The organism is Cyanobium sp. Maggiore-St4-Cus (assembly GCF_024345615.1).
Lineage (GTDB): Bacteria > Cyanobacteriota > Cyanobacteriia > PCC-6307 > Cyanobiaceae > Cyanobium_A > Cyanobium_A usitatum.
In genome coordinates, this window is the sequence record NZ_JAGQBL010000003.1 from 173,090 (window position 1) to 192,919 (window position 19,830).

The 19,830-nt window shown below is 61.6% G+C and carries 28 protein-coding genes and 1 pseudogene; 14 read left to right on the forward strand and 15 right to left on the reverse strand.

What is annotated here, in order from left to right:
* Positions 1-274: 274 nt before the first annotated feature.
* The gene (brnA, locus tag KBY99_RS04150) at positions 275-529 is read left to right on the forward strand and encodes a type II toxin-antitoxin system BrnA family antitoxin (RefSeq protein WP_254997505.1); all 255 of its coding nucleotides are present in this window, start codon (positions 275-277) and stop codon (positions 527-529) included.
* A gap of 159 nt (positions 530-688) precedes the next feature.
* Here brnA and KBY99_RS04155 read toward each other — a convergent pair whose 3' ends face one another.
* From KBY99_RS04155 to KBY99_RS04165, 3 genes are read right to left on the reverse strand one after another with little or no spacing between them, the layout of a single operon-like run.
* A complete protein-coding gene (locus KBY99_RS04155; protein ID WP_254997507.1) occupies positions 689-901 on the reverse strand; it encodes a type II toxin-antitoxin system HicA family toxin in 213 nt (70 codons plus the stop codon).
* On the reverse strand, positions 902-1,099 hold the full coding sequence (locus tag KBY99_RS04160) for a type II toxin-antitoxin system HicB family antitoxin (protein WP_197153641.1): 198 nt from the start codon (positions 1,097-1,099) through the stop codon (positions 902-904).
* 42 nt (positions 1,100-1,141) lie between these two features.
* A complete protein-coding gene (locus KBY99_RS04165) occupies positions 1,142-1,336 on the reverse strand; it encodes a hypothetical protein (RefSeq protein ID WP_254997508.1) in 195 nt (64 codons plus the stop codon).
* A gap of 100 nt (positions 1,337-1,436) precedes the next feature.
* On the opposite strand from KBY99_RS04165, the gene KBY99_RS04170 reads away from it, so the two are divergent.
* Genes KBY99_RS04170 through KBY99_RS04180 form a run of 3 tightly spaced genes read left to right on the forward strand, consistent with a single transcriptional unit; the run spans position 1,437 to position 2,711 of the window.
* Entirely contained in the window at positions 1,437-1,721 is a 285-nt protein-coding gene (locus KBY99_RS04170) for a galactose oxidase (RefSeq protein ID WP_254997509.1), read from the forward strand.
* A 7-nt stretch (positions 1,722-1,728) separates the two neighbouring features.
* Complete coding sequence (locus KBY99_RS04175) at positions 1,729-2,013, forward strand: DUF1651 domain-containing protein (protein ID WP_254997510.1); 285 nt, start codon at positions 1,729-1,731, stop codon at positions 2,011-2,013.
* 14 nt (positions 2,014-2,027) lie between these two features.
* A complete protein-coding gene (locus tag KBY99_RS04180; RefSeq protein ID WP_254997511.1) occupies positions 2,028-2,711 on the forward strand; it encodes a cupin domain-containing protein in 684 nt (227 codons plus the stop codon).
* On the opposite strand, the gene KBY99_RS04185 is transcribed toward KBY99_RS04180, so the two are convergent.
* The 5 genes from KBY99_RS04185 to KBY99_RS04205 form a co-directional block, all read right to left on the reverse strand.
* On the reverse strand, positions 2,700-2,867 hold the full coding sequence (locus tag KBY99_RS04185) for a DUF924 family protein (RefSeq protein WP_315857958.1): 168 nt from the start codon (positions 2,865-2,867) through the stop codon (positions 2,700-2,702). The genes KBY99_RS04180 and KBY99_RS04185 overlap by 12 nt on opposite strands.
* A gap of 6 nt (positions 2,868-2,873) precedes the next feature.
* Positions 2,874-2,984: a DUF924 domain-containing protein gene (locus tag KBY99_RS04190; RefSeq protein WP_254997512.1), complete on the reverse strand. Its 111-nt coding sequence runs from the start codon at positions 2,982-2,984 to the stop codon at positions 2,874-2,876.
* 359 nt (positions 2,985-3,343) lie between these two features.
* Positions 3,344-4,096 carry an amino acid ABC transporter ATP-binding protein gene (locus KBY99_RS04195; protein ID WP_254997513.1) on the reverse strand — a complete coding sequence of 251 codons (753 nt, stop codon included), beginning with the start codon at positions 4,094-4,096 and terminating at the stop codon, positions 3,344-3,346.
* A 4-nt stretch (positions 4,097-4,100) separates the two neighbouring features.
* A complete protein-coding gene (locus KBY99_RS04200; protein ID WP_254997515.1) occupies positions 4,101-5,045 on the reverse strand; it encodes an amino acid ABC transporter permease in 945 nt (314 codons plus the stop codon).
* Positions 5,046-5,141: 96 nt separating this feature from the next.
* On the reverse strand, positions 5,142-6,089 hold the full coding sequence (locus tag KBY99_RS04205) for an ABC transporter substrate-binding protein (RefSeq protein ID WP_254997516.1): 948 nt from the start codon (positions 6,087-6,089) through the stop codon (positions 5,142-5,144).
* A gap of 309 nt (positions 6,090-6,398) precedes the next feature.
* Here KBY99_RS04205 and KBY99_RS04210 point away from each other — a divergent pair.
* The 4 genes and pseudogenes from KBY99_RS04210 to KBY99_RS04225 all read left to right on the forward strand — a co-directional run.
* Positions 6,399-6,779, forward strand: a pseudogene (locus KBY99_RS04210) (zincin-like metallopeptidase domain-containing protein); the annotation flags it as partial.
* A 123-nt stretch (positions 6,780-6,902) separates the two neighbouring features.
* A complete protein-coding gene (locus KBY99_RS04215; RefSeq protein WP_254997517.1) occupies positions 6,903-7,112 on the forward strand; it encodes a hypothetical protein in 210 nt (69 codons plus the stop codon).
* A 145-nt stretch (positions 7,113-7,257) separates the two neighbouring features.
* Positions 7,258-7,485: a hypothetical protein gene (locus KBY99_RS04220; RefSeq protein ID WP_254997518.1), complete on the forward strand. Its 228-nt coding sequence runs from the start codon at positions 7,258-7,260 to the stop codon at positions 7,483-7,485.
* A 10-nt stretch (positions 7,486-7,495) separates the two neighbouring features.
* Positions 7,496-7,780: a DUF1651 domain-containing protein gene (locus tag KBY99_RS04225; RefSeq protein WP_254997519.1), complete on the forward strand. Its 285-nt coding sequence runs from the start codon at positions 7,496-7,498 to the stop codon at positions 7,778-7,780.
* A 469-nt stretch (positions 7,781-8,249) separates the two neighbouring features.
* Here the strand turns inward: KBY99_RS04225 and KBY99_RS04230 are convergent, their stop codons facing one another.
* From KBY99_RS04230 to KBY99_RS04240, 3 genes are all read right to left on the reverse strand, one after another.
* Entirely contained in the window at positions 8,250-8,477 is a 228-nt protein-coding gene (locus KBY99_RS04230) for a Nif11-like leader peptide family natural product precursor (protein WP_254997520.1), read from the reverse strand.
* A gap of 147 nt (positions 8,478-8,624) precedes the next feature.
* A complete protein-coding gene (locus KBY99_RS04235; protein ID WP_315857959.1) occupies positions 8,625-8,786 on the reverse strand; it encodes a DUF924 family protein in 162 nt (53 codons plus the stop codon).
* Positions 8,787-8,883: 97 nt separating this feature from the next.
* On the reverse strand, positions 8,884-9,696 hold the full coding sequence (locus KBY99_RS04240; protein ID WP_254997522.1) for a class II aldolase/adducin family protein: 813 nt from the start codon (positions 9,694-9,696) through the stop codon (positions 8,884-8,886).
* A gap of 400 nt (positions 9,697-10,096) precedes the next feature.
* On the opposite strand from KBY99_RS04240, the gene KBY99_RS04245 reads away from it, so the two are divergent.
* A complete protein-coding gene (locus KBY99_RS04245; RefSeq protein ID WP_254997524.1) occupies positions 10,097-11,692 on the forward strand; it encodes a carboxylesterase/lipase family protein in 1,596 nt (531 codons plus the stop codon).
* A 444-nt stretch (positions 11,693-12,136) separates the two neighbouring features.
* On the opposite strand, the gene KBY99_RS04250 is transcribed toward KBY99_RS04245, so the two are convergent.
* Positions 12,137-12,547 carry a Fur family transcriptional regulator gene (locus tag KBY99_RS04250; protein WP_254997525.1) on the reverse strand — a complete coding sequence of 137 codons (411 nt, stop codon included), beginning with the start codon at positions 12,545-12,547 and terminating at the stop codon, positions 12,137-12,139.
* Positions 12,548-12,620: 73 nt separating this feature from the next.
* On the opposite strand from KBY99_RS04250, the gene KBY99_RS04255 reads away from it, so the two are divergent.
* The 5 genes from KBY99_RS04255 (at position 12,621) to KBY99_RS04275 (ending at position 17,488) form a co-directional block, all read left to right on the forward strand.
* Positions 12,621-13,604: a CobW family GTP-binding protein gene (locus KBY99_RS04255; protein ID WP_254997526.1), complete on the forward strand. Its 984-nt coding sequence runs from the start codon at positions 12,621-12,623 to the stop codon at positions 13,602-13,604.
* 7 nt (positions 13,605-13,611) lie between these two features.
* The gene (locus KBY99_RS04260; RefSeq protein WP_180667594.1) at positions 13,612-14,712 is read left to right on the forward strand and encodes a WD40 repeat domain-containing protein; all 1,101 of its coding nucleotides are present in this window, start codon (positions 13,612-13,614) and stop codon (positions 14,710-14,712) included.
* 106 nt (positions 14,713-14,818) lie between these two features.
* Positions 14,819-15,814, forward strand: a complete 996-nt coding sequence (locus tag KBY99_RS04265; protein ID WP_254997527.1) for a metal ABC transporter solute-binding protein, Zn/Mn family — start codon at positions 14,819-14,821, stop codon at positions 15,812-15,814.
* Positions 15,811-16,602: a metal ABC transporter ATP-binding protein gene (locus tag KBY99_RS04270; protein ID WP_180667589.1), complete on the forward strand. Its 792-nt coding sequence runs from the start codon at positions 15,811-15,813 to the stop codon at positions 16,600-16,602. The genes KBY99_RS04265 and KBY99_RS04270 overlap by 4 nt, the downstream gene beginning before the upstream one ends.
* Complete coding sequence (locus tag KBY99_RS04275; RefSeq protein WP_254997528.1) at positions 16,595-17,488, forward strand: metal ABC transporter permease; 894 nt, start codon at positions 16,595-16,597, stop codon at positions 17,486-17,488. Before KBY99_RS04270 ends, KBY99_RS04275 begins: the two co-directional genes overlap by 8 nt.
* On the opposite strand, the gene KBY99_RS04280 is transcribed toward KBY99_RS04275, so the two are convergent.
* Genes KBY99_RS04280 through KBY99_RS04290 form a run of 3 tightly spaced genes read right to left on the reverse strand, consistent with a single transcriptional unit; the run spans position 17,397 to position 19,827 of the window.
* On the reverse strand, positions 17,397-18,299 hold the full coding sequence (locus KBY99_RS04280) for an alpha/beta hydrolase (protein ID WP_254997529.1): 903 nt from the start codon (positions 18,297-18,299) through the stop codon (positions 17,397-17,399). The genes KBY99_RS04275 and KBY99_RS04280 overlap by 92 nt on opposite strands.
* Positions 18,296-19,006: a phosphoesterase gene (locus KBY99_RS04285; protein WP_254997530.1), complete on the reverse strand. Its 711-nt coding sequence runs from the start codon at positions 19,004-19,006 to the stop codon at positions 18,296-18,298. Before KBY99_RS04285 ends, KBY99_RS04280 begins: the two co-directional genes overlap by 4 nt.
* Entirely contained in the window at positions 19,006-19,827 is an 822-nt protein-coding gene (locus KBY99_RS04290) for a metallophosphoesterase family protein (RefSeq protein WP_254997532.1), read from the reverse strand. Before KBY99_RS04290 ends, KBY99_RS04285 begins: the two co-directional genes overlap by 1 nt.
* Positions 19,828-19,830 lie beyond the last annotated feature (3 nt).

Sequence of the window (19,830 nt, forward strand, 5' to 3'; positions counted from 1 at the left end):
GGCCATCTCAGTGATACCGCTATCCCAATACGGCAGAGCGTCCAATCCTCTGCGCCAAAAAGGTATGGATTTTGAACTCTATGGAATATGAGTTCGACCCGCTCAAGAGCAAGGCCAACTAGGCGAAGCACGGCATCGACGAAGTCGATGCCCAGGCTCTGTGGAACGATCCTTCAGATCCATGGCAAGCACTGGTCAGCCGTCATCACCCATCGCAGTCAGGCCATCCGTCTCATTTCTGTCCGTCGCTCCCGCCTGGAAGAGGTCCAGCTCTATGAAAAGTTCTGAATTCGATCGTCGCTTCGATGCTGGTGACGCCGAGCTCGGCGCACTCGATCTCGACGCCGCTACGCGGCCCCGCCTGCAGCAGAAGCGCGTCAATGTGGATTTTTCCCTCTGGATGGTCGAGCAGCTCGATCGTGAGGCAACTCGCCTTGGCATGACACGGCAGTCGATCATCAAAGTGTGGCTCGCTGAGCGACTGGAGCACCGCACTGAATCAAACCTGGGCACAGCCACCGTCCACTGAAGGACCTCATCACCAAAGGCCGATCAGCTCAGTCTCGGCGCCACCAAGACTGGATTGAGGCGTTTCTTGTGTCGCACTGATAGGTGCGCACTGCAGAACCACACCAAGCGGTTGGTTGATGCCGGTGCACTCTCCTGTTCGCGATAGGTCTGCCTACCTTCAGAGCAGCTCGCGGAACTGCTGGGGAGTTAAGCCGGCATCACGGGCAATGGCCCCCATGGTGATGGCGTTGATCTGGTCATGACGCGGGATCACCAGCCGGCGTTCTCCATTGCTCAAGATCAAGTGGCCGGACTCCCGCACAATGCGGTAGCCCAACTTCTGGAACACACGAACCGCATCCTTTTGGCTGATGCCTGGCAAGCGAGGCATTCAGATCGCCAGCTCAAGCGTCTCCACCTGCTTGATACCGGCTTCTTCTGCCTCCACCTCAAGCCAAAGACCAATCGCCTCACGGATGCTGGTAAGAGCTTCTTCCCGGGTCTCGCCCTGGGAGTGGCAGCCAGGCAGATCCAGGCAACTCACCGACCAACCCTCCTCTGTCTCCAGTAAACGGATCCTGTACGACACCGCCGGTTCCTCGTTATTCCTTGAACCTAGCCAGATCCAGCCTCAGCGCTGCAGCAACCAGCGCAGCAGCGACAGGCCAATGATCAGCCCGATGCCGGTGTTCCAGAGCCAGGACGGGCGCTCGGCCAATCGTTGCAACCAATTCGGCAGCTGCTCACGCCACTGCTCCATCGCCAGCACCGCCAGCAGCAGCAGGACCAGGGGGATGCCGATGGCCAGAACAAGCTCGCGCAACATCGGCCCTTATCCACTGAGCGCACCGTATCGAGGGCGCAAGGGGAAGGCAGCGAAGGCCCTTCAACCGTGCTAGTACATGCGTACGCTTTAGTCATGATTCATGGGTGCCCCTCTCCCCCGGCCCGCAGCACTGAATGCCCGGCTCGAAATCCCGATCGAGGAGTGGCCCTACCTCGATGAGGGCACCATGCAGAAGGCCCGCAGCCGCAAGGTCTGCATGACCTGCCACTGGTTTAGGCACCACGCCGGGGTGAACTGCATCCCAGTGCTCACCTGTCAGCTGCACCAGGGGCTGATCGCCCATGGCGAGCACCTCGCCAGCCGCTGCCAGGGCTGGACCGACGACATGGTGCGTCAGCGGGGCTGGGCGCCGGAGGTGGCCTGAGCAGGCCATGCGAATCGGCGATCGCAACCGCCCACCGCTGTCTCCACAAGAGGGCTGGCTCAGCGATGGCCGTCAGGTGCTCCATTTCCAGCCCTGCCGCTACGACCGCTGGAGCCAGAAGCTGGAGGTGACCTTTGGAGAGGTGATGCCCGGCGGGGAGCCACCGCTGCTGAAACACCGCAGGGAGCTGATGCGAGATGAGGCGATCAAGCTGTGGGCCCAGAAGCGCCAGCAGGGCTGGCAGGTCTGCGCGCCGCAGTGGAGCCCGCCAACGCCTCTGTCGCCGGGTTGATCAGAATCGGGGCCATGGAGCTTTATGCCGACCTCGGCCAGCGCGCGGTGCTCGACACCAACGCCCTGGCTTGGATGCCCTCCCCGATGGCGGGGGTGGAGCGGCGGATGCTCGATCGCCGTGGCGAGGAAGTGGCCAGAGCCACGTCGATCGTGCGCTACGCCCCGGGGAGTCGCTTTGAGCGCCACGTCCATGGCGGCGGCGAGGAAATCCTGGTGCTGGAAGGCACCTTCTCCGATGAGCACGGCGATTACCCAGTCGGCACCTACCTGCGAAATCCGGCCGGCAGCAAGCATGCTCCCTTCAGCGACCAGGGCTGCACGCTCCTGGTGAAGCTCCACCAGATGCACCCGGCCGATCAGCGGCGGCTAGTGATCGACACCACTAACGCAGCCTGGGTGCCAGGTCTGGTGCGCGGCCTGGAGGTGATGCCCCTACACGCCTTTGGCTCGGAGCACGTCGCCCTTGTGCGCTGGGCCCCATGCACGGTGTTTCAGCCCCACGGCCATCCCGGCGGCGAAGAGATCTTCGTGCTCGCTGGCGTGTTTCAGGACGAACACGGCAGCTATCCCGCCGGCAGCTGGTTGCGCAATCCGCCCGGCAGTGTGCACCGCCCCTGGAGTGAAGCGGGCTGCACCATCTGGGTCAAAACCGGCCATCTGCCCGCTAGCCAGGGCCCCGACGGCTCAGAAGCGTGAGCCCGGCGTCTGCAGGAAGGCCAGCTCCGCTGCGCTCGACACCCGTCCCAGGAGCATGTTGCGGTGGGGAAAGCGGCCAAAGCGGGCGATCACATCCCGGTGCCGGCGAGCGAAGTCGGCGGTGCGCGGATCGCTGAATCGCTCAAACAGCGGCAGCGCCGCCTACTGCACCGCCAGCTCTTCCGAGTGCATCAGCGGCATCAGCCAGAACTGCCGCCGCGGCCGCTCCTGTTCCAGCTCTAGCCAGCCCAGCTCCCCTACGGAGAAGCCCATCTGGTGGTATGGGGGTTACACGTACAGCAATCGGCAGCGGTAAGGGCGTGCGCTATTCCCTCAAGAACATGGGAGCCCGCTGGCAGGCCGATGGCCCAGGTACCGGGTGGTGGATGCAAATCAGTAGGTAGGGCTGAGAGTCTTCCCATATGGGAAACCTTTACTAGCTGGCGAAAGCACTATTGCCACCAAGACAACCTCACTCATTACCTGGTATTCCGCAGTCGAGGGAAAGGCCTTGGACGCAAAGTAGATACGGCGGTTAGGGGTCGACGGTCTGGAATTTCAAGGATGCTGGAGTAACGTTTGCGCTCTGTTCCTTGAAAGCAGCTAAATGTTACCCAGAACCTGCAATATGGTCACCGCCTTTTAGTTAGGAACGCTTTCGTGCGAGCTTGCTGTGGGTTATCTAGCACCTGGTCGGGGGAACCTCTCTCCACGACCATGCCGGCATCCATGAATACCATTTCGTCGGCCGCCTCACGGGCGAACCCCATTTCGTGGGTAACGACTAACATCGACATTCCAGACGCAGCCAAAGCTCGCATGGCTGACAGGACTTCGCCGACTAGCTCGGGGTCCAGGGCAGAAGTGGCCTCATCAAAAAGCATCAATTTTGGTTTCATCGCAAGAGCACGAGCAATCGCGACTCTTTGCTGTTGTCCTCCAGAAAGTTGACTCGGAAGACTATCGCCTCGTGTGGACAGACCAACCATGGCCAAAAGTTCTCGAGCCGAATTAATCGCATCCTCTTTGGATAGTTTGAGAACTCGCTGCGGTGCCTCAATGATGTTCTCAAGGACACTCATGTGTTGGAATAGGTTGAAATTCTGAAAAACCATACCGACAACTGCACGATTCCTGCATGCCTCTCGCTCTTTGAGTTCGTGCAACCGCCCCTTCTCTTCCCGGTACCCCACGAGCTGACCGTTTACAGCTAGCCGACCGCCATCAATCGACTCGAGGTGATTTACGCATCGCAGAAAGGTGGACTTTCCAGACCCGGAGGGTCCTATCAAGCAGGTTACTTGGCCGGGCATTACCACTAGGTCAATCCCAGAAAGCACCTCTAAGCTCCCGTATGACTTTCTGACGCCCTCGGAAACCAACATTGGCTCAACCATCGCTACTCTCCAGGTTCTTTTGATCAAGGCGCTGGTTTAGCCGCGGTCGCACGATACCGCCGAGTAGCCACCGCAGCATTTGCGGTGGCTTTTGCCGAGAGCTACCATTCGAAAGTTTTTGCTCAAGAATTGTTTGCCCGACGGTGAGCACTGACGTGATCGTTATGTACCAAAGGCTAACCACAATAAGAAGCGGAATTGTCTGAAAAGTACGCGTGTAGATCGACTGCGCGGAATAGAGCAGATCGGCAAGTGCCAAAATGCTAACCAATGAGGTAGTCTTCAGCATAAGTATTGTTTGATTGCCGGTGGGAGGGAGGATGAGCCTAAGAGCCTGAGGCAGGACTATTCTTCGCAGCGTCTGGGAATGCGTCATCCCAAGGGCTTTTGCTGCCTGAGATTGCCCCGAATCGACACTGAGAATCCCACCGCGAACAATCTCAGCCATGTATGCCCCCTCATTTAGACCCAAGCCGAGAATGGCAACAGCAAGCGGTGTGATGAGTGCGTTTGCATTAAATGACAAAAAGGGTTCAAGGAATGGTAGCCCTATGGTGAATTCTGGGTAGAGCGCTGAAATGTTGTACCAGAAAATCAACTGAACCAACAACGGAGTCCCTCGGAAAAGCCACAGGTACACCCAGGCACAGCGAGCCACGGTGGGGTTGGGGGAGAGCCTCATAACAGCAAGACCCACTCCTACAACAATTCCAAGCAGTTGCGCTATCAATGTCAGACCAATGGTTAGTCGGACGCCACTGAGGATGATGCCGCTAAAAAGGTACTCGCCTACTATGTCCCACTTAAAGCGTGGGTTGGTGATGACCGATATTAGAACTTGGGCCGCAATCAGAAGAACTATGACCGATCCCACCCGCCTGCCAGGATGACGAGCGGGTATCGGGGGCAACTCGTGGGCTGGTTTATCTTCTGGCATAGCCTTCTACTTTCAGTCAGTGACTCGAAATGTATTTGGAGAAACGCTATGCCTTGCCATGCCTGAATAGCCCGGCAAGGCATAGTGCTCTATGTGCTACTTGCCAACAGTTCCAGCATTGATTGTTGCAGTGGAGAGAATAACGTTCTGAAGTCCCCATTTGGTCCAAATAGTTTCAAAATCACCCGAGTCCATTAGCTGCTGAATAGCTGCTTGGAACACTGGTGCGAGATCTCCCTTGCGAAGCAGGATCCCGTTAATGTCTTTTCCATCTTCGGGGCGAAGGAAGACTTCCAACTCGTCCGCTTCACCCTCTGTTTGCTTAGCGATCCATGAGGCTGCATGTGCGCCAAAGAAAGTTAGGTCAGCACGTCCCGAGCGTACGGCTGTTACACTATCTGCCTGGGTTGGATATTCTTGAATATCAATTTTCGCTTTGCCACTCTTGATGCAGGCTGCGCTTTGCCTAGCCACATTCTCAGCCGCTGAGGTCGCTAAGGCGACCGCTACCGCTTTTCCACATAGTTCAGCCGTTGCTTCCTTCAACTCGGGGTGTTGACCCTTGAGAACTAAGAGGCCTCTTGAGGTGGTGAAGTAATTTACGAAGTCAACAACCTGTTGTCTAAAGGGACGGTCCGCAAATCCGGAGACTGCGCCATCGAAGCGTCCTGCCTCGACACCGGGGATGATGTTTCCAAAAGGAGACACGGTTAGCAGAATCTCAACACCGAGAATCGTGGCTAGAGCCTCCACCATGTCGACTTCCGAACCAACGAGAACGCCTCCCTCGTCATAAAACTCAAGTGGAGGGTCCGTTGGATCAGTTGCCAAGACTATGTAGCCCTTGTCTTTAATGTCCTGGGGAAGCTGTTCGTATAGAGCCTTGTTGTATGCGATTCCAACAGACACTGCTGCAGGTGCGGCCGGCGCTGATGTTGTCTCCGCTACTGACTTGGTCACGCTGGGCGTGCAGCCAGTCAGAACGAGACTCAAGGAAGCTAAACCGGCGACCCAAATCCCCTTGGTGAGGGTAATACTCTTCATTCTTTCCTCTTTCCTTAGTGCAGTTCCAGCGAGGACTCGTTGGCTAGTGGTCTGACGGGAAGATCTTGGGAACCAGGAAGGTTGCAGGTTCGCAGAGATTTTCGGTACAATAGGTGATGACAGTTGCTTTTAGGAAAGATCGCGCGCCCAGGCTGCCATTCAAGCGGTCTTGATTAAGGGTAGCGCGAGGACCAGATCTGGTTCTCCTGTTTGCTTGTTTATCTACACTTCTGCCGGTTAACTCCAGCAACGGGTGGCAGATGTCTAAGGCTTCACTGATGTCGTGACTGGGGTTGCCCCGGTGCCGATCGCATCGCCATGCCACTGCCGGAAGCCTTCTCACACCGGGAGGCCTACGCCGCCACCTGGGCGCATGAGCAAATCCACTCCACCGGCCATCCCTCACGGCTGGAGCGAGCACAGAGCGGTGCGATGGGCAGCTCTGCCTATGCCAAAGAAGAGCTGGTGGCCGAGCTCGGGGCAGTGATCGTCTGCCAGCGGCTGCAAATCAGCTCGGACTTCCAGAACCATGCGGCCTACCTCGCCCACTGGGCAGAGTTGCTGCGTGAAAAGCCGTCGGTGCTGTTTCAGGTGCTTAGCGCTGCGCGGCAGGCGGCTGATCTAATCGCCCCGGAGCCAACTGTCGCAGCAGCAGATGGCATCACGAATCCAGAGCCGATGGCGCCATGAAAAGGCAGGGGGCTCATCCCCGATCCGAAAGTTTCCGCTCATCCCAACCAGTACCCCCCTGCCTATAGGCCTCAGCCACAGCCACGAACTAGTCACTCAACCGTATCCATCGACGTCATCTCCATGAGCCACAAAACAAAGCGCCGCAGCAGTTCAGCGCCCCCCGTTGCAGCACAAGACAACTTCTGGAGCACAATCGCCGCTTACTCCTCAGAGCTCGCCCACGTGGCCGGACCTCTGTTGGAGGCGATCGGCCAGACCGCTAACGCCATCGAGCGGGCCGAACGCCAAAACCGTGCCTTGGAGGCAGCCTGGGAGGAACTTGAGGAGTAGAGGCGTTGCCAGGACGCAATCACCCTCATCAGGCGCCAAGGAGTGCCGGGAAGGCAAGTAGCGAAACAAAACCAACCCCCCGAGCACGGGCACTTGCCTCAATCCCCTCTGGGGCTAGTACTGGTGTATGCATGCACGGGTCGTCGTGTCGTCAGTCCCGCTTTTACGGATTCAACCCTCCCGCATCGAGCCCATCGAAGAGTGGCCCTACCTCGATAAGGCAGTGCTGCTAAAGACCCGCAGCCGCAAGGTCTGCATGACCTGCCAGCTGCACCAGGGGTTGATCGCCCATGGCGAGCACCTCACCAGCCGCTGCCATGGCTGGACCGATGACATGGTGCGTCAGCGGGGCTGGGCGCCTGAGGTGGCCTGAGCAGCTCTCGATGAACGTCACGAACAGTCCCGGCCGGCCGCCGCTGTCTCCGCAAGAGGGTTGGATCAGTGATGGCCGTCAGGTGCTGCACTTCCAGCCCTGCCGCTACGACCGCTGGAGCCAGAGCCTGGAGGTGACTTTTGGAGAGGTGATGCCCAGCGGGGAGCCACCGCTGCTGAAACACCGCAGGGAGCTGATGCGAGATGAGGCGATCAAGCTCTGGGCTCAGAAGCGCAGAGCCGGCTGGCAGGTCTGCGCGCCGCAGTGGACGCCGCCACCACTGCGCAGGGCCTGAGCTGCTGCAGGACACAAAGCAATTCCACCCTGCTCCGATTTGCAGCCAGAAGCAATGCGTTTAAAAGCTGATTGTGCTGAGCCGCTAGCGCAGCGATGCTGTGTTCATCAACCCAGGAGGCGCCCAACATGGACGACACGCCACCCCGCCAGGTTCAAGAAGCACGCTGACGCCAGGCCCCTGCTCCAACAGTCTTTATCTAAATGTGGGCGGGTCGTTCAGTCGGGCAAGAGAGCAGCATTCCCCACTGCAGCTCACCTTGTGCGCCTGACTGATCGACCCCCAGCTGCACCGCCACAGGTGCCCTCAGGAGGATCATCCGCCCCACACCTGGAATGCATGGCCCCAGGTGCCAACGTCAGCAGCTTCGCTAGCCCATTCCACGCTCCAGCGTGTGAGGACACGACGACCCCTGGGGCCAACCCTGGGGGTTTTGTTTTGTATGTACTGATTGCGGACTAAAGCGCACTCAGTAGTAGCGGCCGGGATATTCGCCAGGATGGTCGATTCGGTTGATGCGGATCCCAGAAGCCGACTGGCCGTGGAAGCGCAGAATGTCGCTGCCAGAGACCAGAAAACCCCTCTCTTGGGCCAGCAGCGACACCTCATCAGCGGTGAGGGCATCAGCCATCATTTGCCGCAGAGCTGGATCAGCCTTCACCTGGGCCAGGAACCGCAACAACTCGCTTTGGGGCACGGCAGCTCAGCAAGTTCTGCAACATAGAACTGCCAGCAGGACAGGCTTCAGTGGCTCTTGACGCAATAGCTGCCAGAGGAATACCAGCCCAGCAGGTATCCCTTGCCACAGTGGTCACCGCAATCATTTCGCAGGGCCTGAGCCGCTTCAGAAGCGTGAGCCAGGCGTCTGCAGGAAGGCCAGCTCCGCCGCGCTCGACACCCGGCCCAATGCAGCATTGCGATGCGGAAACCGCTGGAAGCGGACGATCACATCCCGGTGTCTGCTGGCGACATCAACGGTGCGGGAATCGGTGAACTGGTCAAACAGCGGCCCAGCCTACGGAGCTGTGTTCTGAGGTTATCCGCGCTGAGCGCTCGGCTTTTCACCGACCCGGCGCCCAGCGGGCAAAGTCCCTGGTGTGCTGTCACTCCAGCAGTTCAGGATCACTTTGGAGGATGTCCTCCCAGAACGACTGAAACCCCAGCCAGCCATCCTGGGGCCTGCCGACGTGGCTCCGGGTGTAGGTGGCCCAGTCTTCCCGGATCAACTGGGGGCTGCCGGCCGCTTCTGCCAGCAGCTGGCTCTGGCAGCAGCGCTCCATGGAGATGAACCAGAAGGCGGCTGCATCCACGCTTTCTCCCACGCTGAACAGGCCGTGGTTCTGGTGGATGGCGGCCTTCCCCTGCAGGAATTGCGCAGCGAAGGACTGGCCGGCTGCTTCCTCCAGCACCACCTTGCCGCCATCCTCTTGAATCAGCTCGTGGTCGTTGAAAAAGATGCAGCAGTCCTGGGTGATTGGATCGAGCCGTTTGCCAAGGCTCGAAAAGGCCTTGCCATAGGGCGAGTGGGCGTGAGCTGCGGCGATCACCTCCGGACGCAGCTCGTGGATGGCCGCATGCAGTACGAACGCCGCCCGGTTGACCGGGCGATCGCCGATCACCACCTCGCCCGCGTGGTTCACCAGCAGCAGGTCGCTGACGCGCACGCGGTTGAACGACAGCGCGAACGGGTTAACCCAGAAATGATCCGGGAATTCCGGATCGCGGGCGGTGATGTGGCCGGCCACGCCTTCCCCGAACCCCAGCCGGCCGAAAATGCGCAGCGCTCCGGCCAGGCGTTCCTGGCGATGGCGCCGCTCGGCTGCCACGCAGCTGAATTGGGGCGGCGAGAGATCACGCAGGGGCTTGGCCGTGAGTCGGATCCCAGCGATCTCACCTGGACTGATCGGATCGGCCATGCCTCAAGCACCGCAGACTCCATCCTCTCAGCAACCGGCCGCTGACCTGCTCGACGACACCCTCGATCTGATCCATCAAGGGGTGCTGCAGGGGGCCTTTGGTTGTTGAGGTTGCAGGCGATATTGCGGGATCAGTGGATTCGGATTGGACTGGCTTGCTAAACCGAGTGAAATCGTTGAGAAGGCTGTGATGTTGCGAAAGGCTGTCCTGACGGGAAAGGCTGTCCTGACGGGAAAGGCTGTCCTGACGGGAAAGGCTGTCCTGACGGGAAAGGCTGTCCTGACGGGAAAGGCTGGGCTGGTTCGAATGCGAGCTATGGCCTGGCTGAGCCTGGTCCTCCCCTCGCTGGCTCTGCTTCCTACCCAGGTCGCCCGTGCCAAAGGGGGGATGGAGCCGCTGTTGAATCAGCCCGCCAAGGTGAGGATCGAGCAGGGATGGCTGCGCGGCGTGCGGCATCACGACGTGATGGAATTCCGCGGCATTCCTTACGCCGCCTCCACGGCGGCAGACAAGCGCTGGACCTTGCCGGTACCCGCCAAAGGTTGGTCCGGGCTGCGCGATGCCAGCGCCTTCGGACCCGCCTGTCCCCAGGAGGCACGGTTCAATCTCACCGAGGCCAGCAACGCTGAAGACTGCCTCAGCATCAATGTGAGCGTGCCGCAGCAGCGGCCGGCCGGACGACGGCTGCCGGTGCTGGTCTGGATTCATGGAGGCGCCTTCGTGGGCGGTGGGTCCAATCTTTATCGGCTCGATGCCCTGGCCAGACAGGGCGTGGTGGTGGTGAGCTTCAACTACCGGCTTGGTGTGCTGGGGTTCATGCCCCATCCAGCCTTTGATTCGGCCACCAATGGCAACCTGGGCCTGGTGGATCAGCGCGAGGCCCTGCGCTGGGTTCAGCGCAACATTGCCGCGTTTGGTGGTGATCCGACCAACGTCACCCTGGGTGGAGAGTCGGCCGGGGCCGGTTCAACCTGCATGCATCTCGCCGCCCCTGAGCTGTCACGAGGTCTCTTTCATAAGGCGCTGGTGATCAGTGGCGGCTGTCTGGTTTCCTTGCCTTCGGTGCAGACCTATGAGCAAGAGGTGGGTCTGCCGATCGCGGCCAGGCTGGGCTGTGACAAGGTCGGCGACGCTCTGGCCTGCTTGCGCCGCATCCAGGTGCAGCGCCTGGTGCAGGTCGGTGGCGAGGTGACGGCTGGTAAAACCATGTCGTTTGGCCCCTCGATCGGGGCTGCCCAGGCCACGCCGCGCACCGTCCGCGATGCGCTGCGGAAGGGTCAGGTGATGAAGGTGCCGTTGTTGATGGGCGGGGCAAGGGATGAGCTGCGGCTTTATGTCGGCTACGACCAGCAATCTCAGGACCCAGCGCGGGTGGTGACTGCGGAGAACTACAAGCAAAGACTGATTGGCACGTATGGCTATACACCTGACCAGATCAACGAAGATCGGCCGCAGCAGATTCTGGCTCGCTTCCCGCTGCAGGATCCGCAGCGGGCACCGGAGCAGGTCGGTTCGGTGATGTCCCACTACAACCCGGCGGTGGGCATCAATAACTGTCTCTACTTGCATACCGCCAGTGCTTTTCGGCGTTTTGCCAAGGTGCCGATTTACCAGTTTGAATTTGCTGATCCCAAGGCGTTGGTGCTGGGCGTTGGTATTGCCGCTCAGCCAAATCCCGGCATGGAGTTTGGCGCGGTGCATTCAGCTGCTCTCAATTATCTGTTCCCCAATCTCTCCAACACCAAGCGTATTGATGCCCCTGGGCTGCCTGCCGATTCCCAGCTCTTGGCAGGCCAGATGCAGGGAATGGTCACGAGTTTTGCGACTCAGGGTGTGCCTTTGGCCAAGGGGCTTCCCGCCTGGCCGGTTTACAACTCCGGCAAGAATGATGTGATGCTGCTGGTGCCGAAGCGTTCAGCATTGCACGATGCGGATGCGGCCCACTTCTGTGGATTCTGGCGTGAGCTTTATCCCGAGTTCTTGGCCAGTCCCTAGGGGCCTAATGAGCATAGATCTCCATCAAGACAATAAGGTCCTTGCCAGGAAAATGCGGGCTCGGGCCAGAATCAAGCTGAGAAAGTAGAAGACTAATCTTTTGGTACAGGTTCGCCGAAATTGCTAAAATTGCAAGTACCAGGTGCCTCTGCAGCGAGAATGCTTTAAAGGTCGTTCAGATAACAATGAGGTTTGGCATGAGGCGATGAAGTGGCATCCAGCCAGTATCGATTGGTTCGGCCGCGCAGTCAGCTCTGCTGCCCCCTAAGGCCCTAGCTAGCAAGTCTTTCGGGAAAATCGATCCTGAAAGTGGTGGCCATGAGAGTCATCAGGCAACCGCAGATATCAGCAACATGCCCAACTACTTGGCGTCAGTGGTGTTGTTGAAGTGGGCGAGGTAGAGATGAAATTCGTGGGCTCCCATCGTCTACGGCGACCACCTGATCACTCATCCCCTGCGATTTCATGTTGCTGGCAGCGGCTGCAGAGCCCATGGATTTCAAAGGTGTGGAACAGCGGCCTGAAACCCTGCAGAAAAACCGCACCCAGCCCCAGGCTGCCACTGCTAATGGGACAAAGGGGGAGAGCCTGGATAAGACCGCACTGCACACAGGTGAGATGGTGTTCATCTCGATCCACCGGCGCATAGACGGCCTCGCCGCTGGGGAGCTTGCGGCAGCGCACTAATCCGGCTTGCTGCAGTTGTTTGAGAACCCTGTAAACGGTTGCCAGGCCGGTGCTGTGCCGCGTTGCTCTCAAGCGTTGGTGCAGTTCCTGGGCGCTGAGCTCGCCGTCCGTCTGCTGGAGCAGCTGGAGCAGGGGCTGCTGCCTGGGAAAAGAAGTCGCGGAAGCCATTGGGGTCGATCCGGGCGGCTGCCTTTGCTAGAACGACAACCATTCTCACTCTTGGGCCCGACCCAGCCTGGCCATGGCCTTCTCCAGCCCCGTTCCCGCCGCCGAGCGCCTGCCAGTGACCGTGCTCACCGGTTACCTCGGTGCCGGCAAGACGACCCTGCTCAACCGGATCCTCACCCACGAGCACGGCCTCAAGGTGGCGGTGATCGTCAACGAGTTCGGCGAGGTGGGCATCGACAACCAGCTGGTAGTTGATACCGATGAGGAGATCTTCGAGATGAACAACGGCTGCATCTGCTGCACCGTGCGCGGCGATCTGATTCGGATCATCGGCAACCTGATGAAGCGGCGTGATCGCTTCGATCACCTGGTGATTGAAACCACCGGCCTGGCCGATCCGGCCCCGGTGATTCAAACGTTCTTTGTCGATGAAGACCTGCGCGATGAGCTGCGGCTGGATGCGGTGGTCACCCTGGTGGATCTCAAGCACGTTGAGCTGCATTGGGATACGGAGGAGGTGCAGGAGCAGCTGGCCTTCGCCGATGTGCTGGTGCTCAACAAGGCCGATCTGGTGAGCGACAGCGAGCGCGCCGCGATCGAGCGGCGGGTGCGCGCCATCAACCCCATGGCTCGCCTGCTCACCAGCCACAACGCCGATGTGCCGATGCAGGAGCTGTTGGGCGTTCAGGCCTTCGAGCTGGAGCGTGCCCTAAGCCTCGATCCAGGCTTTTTGGTGGACGAGCACGCCCATGAGCATGACGATGCTGTGGGTTCTGTGGCCCTAGTGGAGGAGCGGCCCATGGACATGGAGAAGTTGGGCAGCTGGATCTCGGAGCTGGTGAGCAGCCGCGGGCCGGATTTGTTCCGCATGAAGGGCATCATCCAGCTCGCTGGCAAGGATGAGCGCTATGTGCTCCAGTCGGTCCACATGCTGGTTGATGGCGATTTCGATCGCCCCTGGAAAGCCGGTGAGCGGCGCCAAAGCGAATTTGTAATCATCGGCCGCGATCTCGATGCTGAGGCCCTGCGAGCGAGCTTCCTGGCGTGTGTGGCCTGAGTAGGCGATGGCTCAGGCAACCCTGGTGAGCGAACGGCTCTGCGGTGATCTGCAGCAGCCAATCTCGGCGATGGCCTGGTCGGTTGATGGTGAGTTTCTAGCCATCACCAGCACCGGTGGTGAATTGCTGCTGCTCGATTTCCGCGCCGGCTGTGAGGAGCTGCTGCGGGGCGACCATGACAGCAGCCTTGACGTGGTCGGTTTCAGCGGCAATGGCCAGTTCCTGATGGCCGCAGGTCAGGCCGGCGAGCTGCTGCTCTGGGAGCTGGGTGGCACCGGGGTGCGGCCGCTGGCCATGGATCCCATCCCCCTTGGCAGTGGCTGGATCGATGCGGCGGCCTGGCAGCCTGGTGGCTTACTGCTGGCAGTGGCGGCCGGGCGCGAGCTGCGGCTCTGGGATGGGGCCAACCGCCAATGGCGTGAGCCACCGTTGCCGTTGCCCGGCACGATCCAGACCCTGGCCTGGAGCGCCGATGGGGTACAGCTAGCGGCCAGTTGCCACGGTGAAGTGGTGCTGTGGCAGCCGTGTCTGAGCTCGCCGTCGGATCCGCCGCTGCGCCATGCCATCGCATCTGCAGGTCTGGCCCTGGCTTTTTCAGGGCCGGGGAACCATCTGGCCTGCGGGATGCTGGATCGCTCCTTGCTGGTATGGCCCCAGGACTGCCATGGCCAGCCCTGGCAGTTCAGCGGCTTTCCCTCCAAGGTGCGTCAGCTGGCCTGGAGCGATCAGCCGGGCCGCCTGGCACCACTGCTGGCCAGTGCTGCTGGTGAGGCCGTGATCCTGTGGACACAGGTGAAGCAGGGTGCCAAGGCCTGGCAACCCGAGCCCTTGCTGTGGCACGAAAAGCGCGTGCAGGCGCTGGCCTTTGCTCCCGGGAGCACCCTGCTTGCCAGTGCCTCAAGCGACGGCAGCGTTGTGCTCTGGGATGGCAAGGGGCAAATGTTGCAGCCGCTTGAGGGACAGGGCTGCGGCTTCAATGCCCTGGCCTGGCGACCTGATGGCCTCCACCTGGCTGCTGGTGATGCCCAGGGGCGTTGGTGGCTGTGGCCGGTGGCGGTGCCGGCTCGCGCGCGTCAGCGGGCTTCTGCCGGTAGCGGTTTTGGCTGAAGGGCTTTCCGGTCGCCAGAGCGCCAGCCAGCTGCCGTAGCAGCGACGGGGATCGCACCCTCGCCTAGGCTGAGAATGGTTCTCGTTCCTGTTGGCCAATCATCCCTTGCCTGCCAAGCCCATGATCATCTTGCTGGCCCGAGCAGGCGCTTTCTCCCTGGCTCTGGCTCTGGCCGCCTGCGGCGCAGCCCGCCAGGCCCCCCCTGATGCCGCAGCTGACAAGGCGTTCAAGGTGGTCACCACCTTCCTGCCGATCACCCTGTTCACTCGCGCCGTGGCGGGCGACTGCGCCACGGTCACCGCACTGATCCCTCCCAGCCTGGGCCCCCACGATTTCCAGGCCAAACCGGGTGATCTGACGGCCCTGCGCCAGGCCGGGGTGCTGGTGAAGAACGGCCTAGAGATGGAGGGGTTTCTAGGCAAGCTCGTTGCTGCCGCCGAAAACCCCCAGCTGGTGGTGATCGACTCCAGCCGCGGCGTCGCCACCCTGGAGTCGGCGGAGCACGGGGATGGGCCTGGACATGACGGTGATCATGATCACGGCGATGACCATGGCCATGACCACGGCCATGATCACGGCGCTGTTAATCCCCACATCTGGCTGGATCCTCTGCGGGCGGTGCAGCAGGTGGCAACCATCCGCGATGGCCTGATCCAGGCCGATCCCAGCTGCGCGGATGGATACCGGCGCAACGCTGCTGCTTTCACCGCTCAGTTGAAACAGCTGAACAGCGAGATCGCCAGCCAACTTGAGCCCTATCGGGGCAAAACGTTTGTGGCCTTCCACGACTTCGCCCCCTACTTCGCCCAGCGCTATGGGCTCAAAGCTGATTACTTGGTGGATGTGCCCGAGCTCAATCCAGCACCGGCTGATCTGCAGCGGGTGGCGGCCGAGGTGAAGAGCAGCCAGCTCAAAGCCCTGCTCAGCGAGCCTCAGGAAGGCAACCGCTCCTTCAATACCCTGGCCAAAGATCTGGGCGTGAAAGTGGTGGTGTTCGATCCGATGGAGACGGCCACGGAGGAAGCCTCGAAGAATCCGGCCACCTACGTCAGCGTGATGCGCCGCAACGTGGCGGATCTACGCCAGGCCTTCGGCCAATGACAGACAACCCCCCAGTGCTTGTGGTTGAAGGCCTGAGCGTTCGCCGTGGCGAGCAGCTGGCTGTGGAGCAGGTGAGCTTTCAGCTCGCCCGCGAAACCGACACGGCTCTGGTGGGTCCCAACGGTGCCGGCAAAAGCAGCCTGGTAGCTGCTTTGTTGGGTCTGCTGCCCAGGGCGGCAGGGTCCGTTCGGATCCTTGGCCATGCGCTCGGTCCGGCGGGCGAATTGCCCCGTGCGGTGCGTGCCCAGATCGCCTACTTGCCCCAGAGCCTGGCGTTGCAGGGCCGCTTCCCGCTCACGGTGGGCGAATTCGTGGGCTTTGGCTTTGATCCACCAGGCCTGAGCTTGGCCTGGCTGGGCAACAAGCGCCGAACCAAGGCCGTGCTCCGTGCCCTGGAGCGCACCGGCTGCCAGGACCTGGCAGAACGCCGGCTCAGCGAGCTATCTGGCGGTCAGCTCAAGCGGGTGTTGCTGGCCTTCTGTGTGGTGCGGCCCCGCCAGTTGCTGGTGCTCGATGAGGCTCAGGCGGGGCTGGATGCCCCCAGCAGTGAGCAGTTCCAGGAGCTGCTGCTGGATCTGCGCCGCCAGGAAGGCTGGACCGTGCTGCAGGTGTCGCACGATCTGGAGATGGTGCGCCGCAGCTGTGATCAGGTGTTGTGCTTAAACCGCCGCCTGCGTTGCAGCGGTGCCCCCGACCATGCCCTCAGTGCGGCGCGGCTGGCCGAGCTCTATGGCCCCAATGTGGTGCCTTACCGCCATAACCATGCCGGGATTGCTGGCCATGGCTGATGCCGCAGGCTTGCTGGAGATTGTTGGCCAGCCCTTCATGCAGCGGGCCCTGCTCGGTGGCTTGCTTACCGGCGCCCTAGGTGGGCTATTGGGCAGTTTCGCGGTGCTGCGTCAGCTCTCGTTCTTCAGCGATGCACTGGGGCATTCGGCCCTCCTGGGCATCAGCCTGGGAATACTGCTGGGGGTCAATCCCACCCTGGTACTGATCCCTTTCGCGGTGGTGTTTGCCCTGTTGGTGAACCAGCTGGTGGCCCGCAGCGGCCTACCGGCAGACGCCCTGCTCAACATCGTGTATTCCACCTCCCTGGCCTTTGCGGTGGTGGCCCTGAGCTTGGTGGAGACCTACCGCGGCGGCATTCAGCAGCTGCTGTTCGGCGACATCCTCGGCATCAGCTGGAGTGATCTGGCGGTGATCGGCCTGCTGCTGCTGGGTGCATTGGGCTATCTCGCCTTGAGCCTGCGGGCCCAGGTGCTGCTCACCCTCAACAGCGATCTCGCCGGAGCCTTCGGGGTGGGGGCCAACCGTCACCGCCTGATTTTCATCGTGCTGCTGGCGGTAGTGGTGGCGGTGTCAATCAAAGCGGTGGGGGTGCTGTTAATCAGCGCCTTTGTGGTGATTCCGGCCTGCGGGGGGCGGCTCGTGAGCCGCCACTTCCCGCTCTATGCCCTCGCCTCAGCCACCTTGGGCGGCGGCTGTGCATTGCTGGGCCTACTGGGCTCAGGCCTCACCAACCTGCCCTCCGGTCCGTGTGTGGTGATCGTGCAATTTGCAGGATTCCTGCTGGCGCTGCTGGTCAGCCAGCAGACACGCAACTCTCTAGCAGTTGCCGTGCCAGCAGGGCCCCAAATTCCTGGTGCAGCCCCAGTCGACCAGGAATCACGCTGAGCTGATCAGCCGCCTCCCAGGCCAGAACCTCCATCTCTTTCTTTGAGCGCGGCGGAGCCTCAGACGCCAGCACCACCTGCAGCGGGCATTGGAGCAACCGCGCCTGCTGCAGCCACCAGGTGCGATCACCTACCGAATCAAGGCCACCGCTCACGAAGGCCACGCTGGCAAAGCGCGCTCCGGGGCGGCGGGCAAGAAGCTGCTGTTCGCGGATCCGAGCCGGTGTCAGCAGGGCGGGGGCGACCCAGACATGACGCCGCAGCATCAGGCGCAGCACCATTCGGCTGGTGTTGAGCCGGTAGAGCGCCGGGCCGATGCATGGTGCTGCCACAAGACTCCGCAGCCAGTTGAACTGCTGCTGCGGCAAGCCGGTCATCGTCGGCAGGGGCCCGCGCCAGGTGGGGGCCACCAGCACAAGCTCCTGCCACAGCCCAGACCATTCGGTGGCCAGCCCCAGGGCCACCGAGGCACTGTGGCCGGCGGCAACCACAATTGGCAGCTGACGGGTTGTGGTGCGGAGGTAGGAGAGCACGGCCCGCAGCGCCGAGCGCAGCAGGGCGGCGTCGTAGGCAATCGCTGGGCAGTCACTGTCGCCGAAACCGGGCCAGTCGAAGCTCACCAGCTGACGCCGATCGCCCATCGCATCCGCAAAGGCTTTCCATTCACCGCGGCTCGACACAGTGCTCAGCGCCGGCAACAGCAACCAAAGGGGGGCAGCCGCTGGCCCCCGGCGCTCCAGCACCAAGCGCAGCTGTCGCCCGGCCAGGTCAACCTGCAGGGTCTCCAGGTTCCCCCCCAGCTGCGGGGTCATGCAAACCCCCGCGCCCGTTGCTGGGGCCTGCTGCCGGCGATGAGGAAATCGAGGCGATCGCTGCCGGGGTCGTAGATGGTGTAGTGGACGCCAGCCCCGATGCCGATCACCTGGCGCTTAGGAACGCTCTGTTGCTGGTGCCGTTCGCCCTCCAGATCCCGCACCTGGGATTGAATTCCACCGCCGCTGAGCTCGAGGCGGAACTGCTGGCCGCTGCGGGCGGTGAACAGCCGGTTCACTTCCATACGGGTGAGGCGATCCAGCAGCAGCAGCGGTGAGCTGTTCGGACCCAGGCTGTCGTCGACAGAGGCGGAGCTGCCGTGCAGCAGGGCGCAGTCGAGCTCGATGAAGCCGAACTGCAGCGCCGCCAGCCAGCCCATGTGGCCGGGATCCACCGCCTGGAGCAGGGCATCCACGGCCGGCTCCCCCTGGCTGAGGCGCAGGGCATCGGCTCGCCGCCCGCCCCGGTATCCACGCTCGGCCAGCAGCTGGTCCTCCCACCAGCCGTAGAGGCACTGGGGCTCCAGCTCGCCACGGCGCGGCTGCTGCAACCGGTTCAGAAGGGCATTGCACTCCCGCTCAGGGCCGATCACATCCCCCAGCACAAACAGGGTGTCCACCCGCCGGGTGTGGCGCAGATCGGTCTGGATGGCCTCATAGGCCTCCAAATCTCCGCGCAGTCCACTGATCAGGGCCCAGCGTGCCATCAGCGCTCACACACGTGGCTGGCGTCATCGGCCCGCTCGGCGTACTCGAAGCCATGGCGCAGGCGCCAGGCGAACACCGGTGGCAACCCCACCTCAACGATGGTCCGGCAGGTGCGCTCCACGTCGTAGGCCACCTCCCGGATCTCCACGCTGTCCGCGGCTTCGTCGTGAATCACATAGGTGGCGTTGGTGTTGCCATGGCGCGGCTCACCCACCGAGCCGGCGTTGATGATGCGGCGCATCGGCAAATTGATTTGTCTTTCTACGGATGGGCCGCCGCTGGCTGCACCGTCCTGCACGCGCACCCGGATCGATCCCTCCCGCAGCTCCCGCACATAGGGCCGATGGGTGTGGCCGCAGAACAGGGTCTCGGCACCGGCGGTCTCCACCCGCTCCAGGGCCGCGAAGGCATCCATGTTGGGCAGCAGGTATTCGTGCTGACTGTTGGGACTGCCATGGACGAACAGCAGCCGATCGCGCCGCAGCGACATCGGCAGGCTGGCAAGAAACGCCTTGTTCTCCTCGCTCAGCTGATCGGCAGTCCACTGGTGGGCCAGATGGCCTCGCCTTTCCGCCAGCTGGGAGGGGTAGCTGCAGTCGCAGGCGTTGAGGCCTTCGATGATGTCCTCATCCCAGCAGCCCTGGCAGGTGGGAATCGCCCGCTGACGCACCAGGTTCACCACCTCGTTGGGCTGGGGGCCGTAGCCCACCAGATCCCCCAGGCAGGTGATGGTGTCGATGCCCTTTTGGTCGATGTCGGCGAGCACGGCCTCCAGGGCGGTCAGGTTGGCGTGCAGACAAGAGATCACGGCATGGGGCATGGC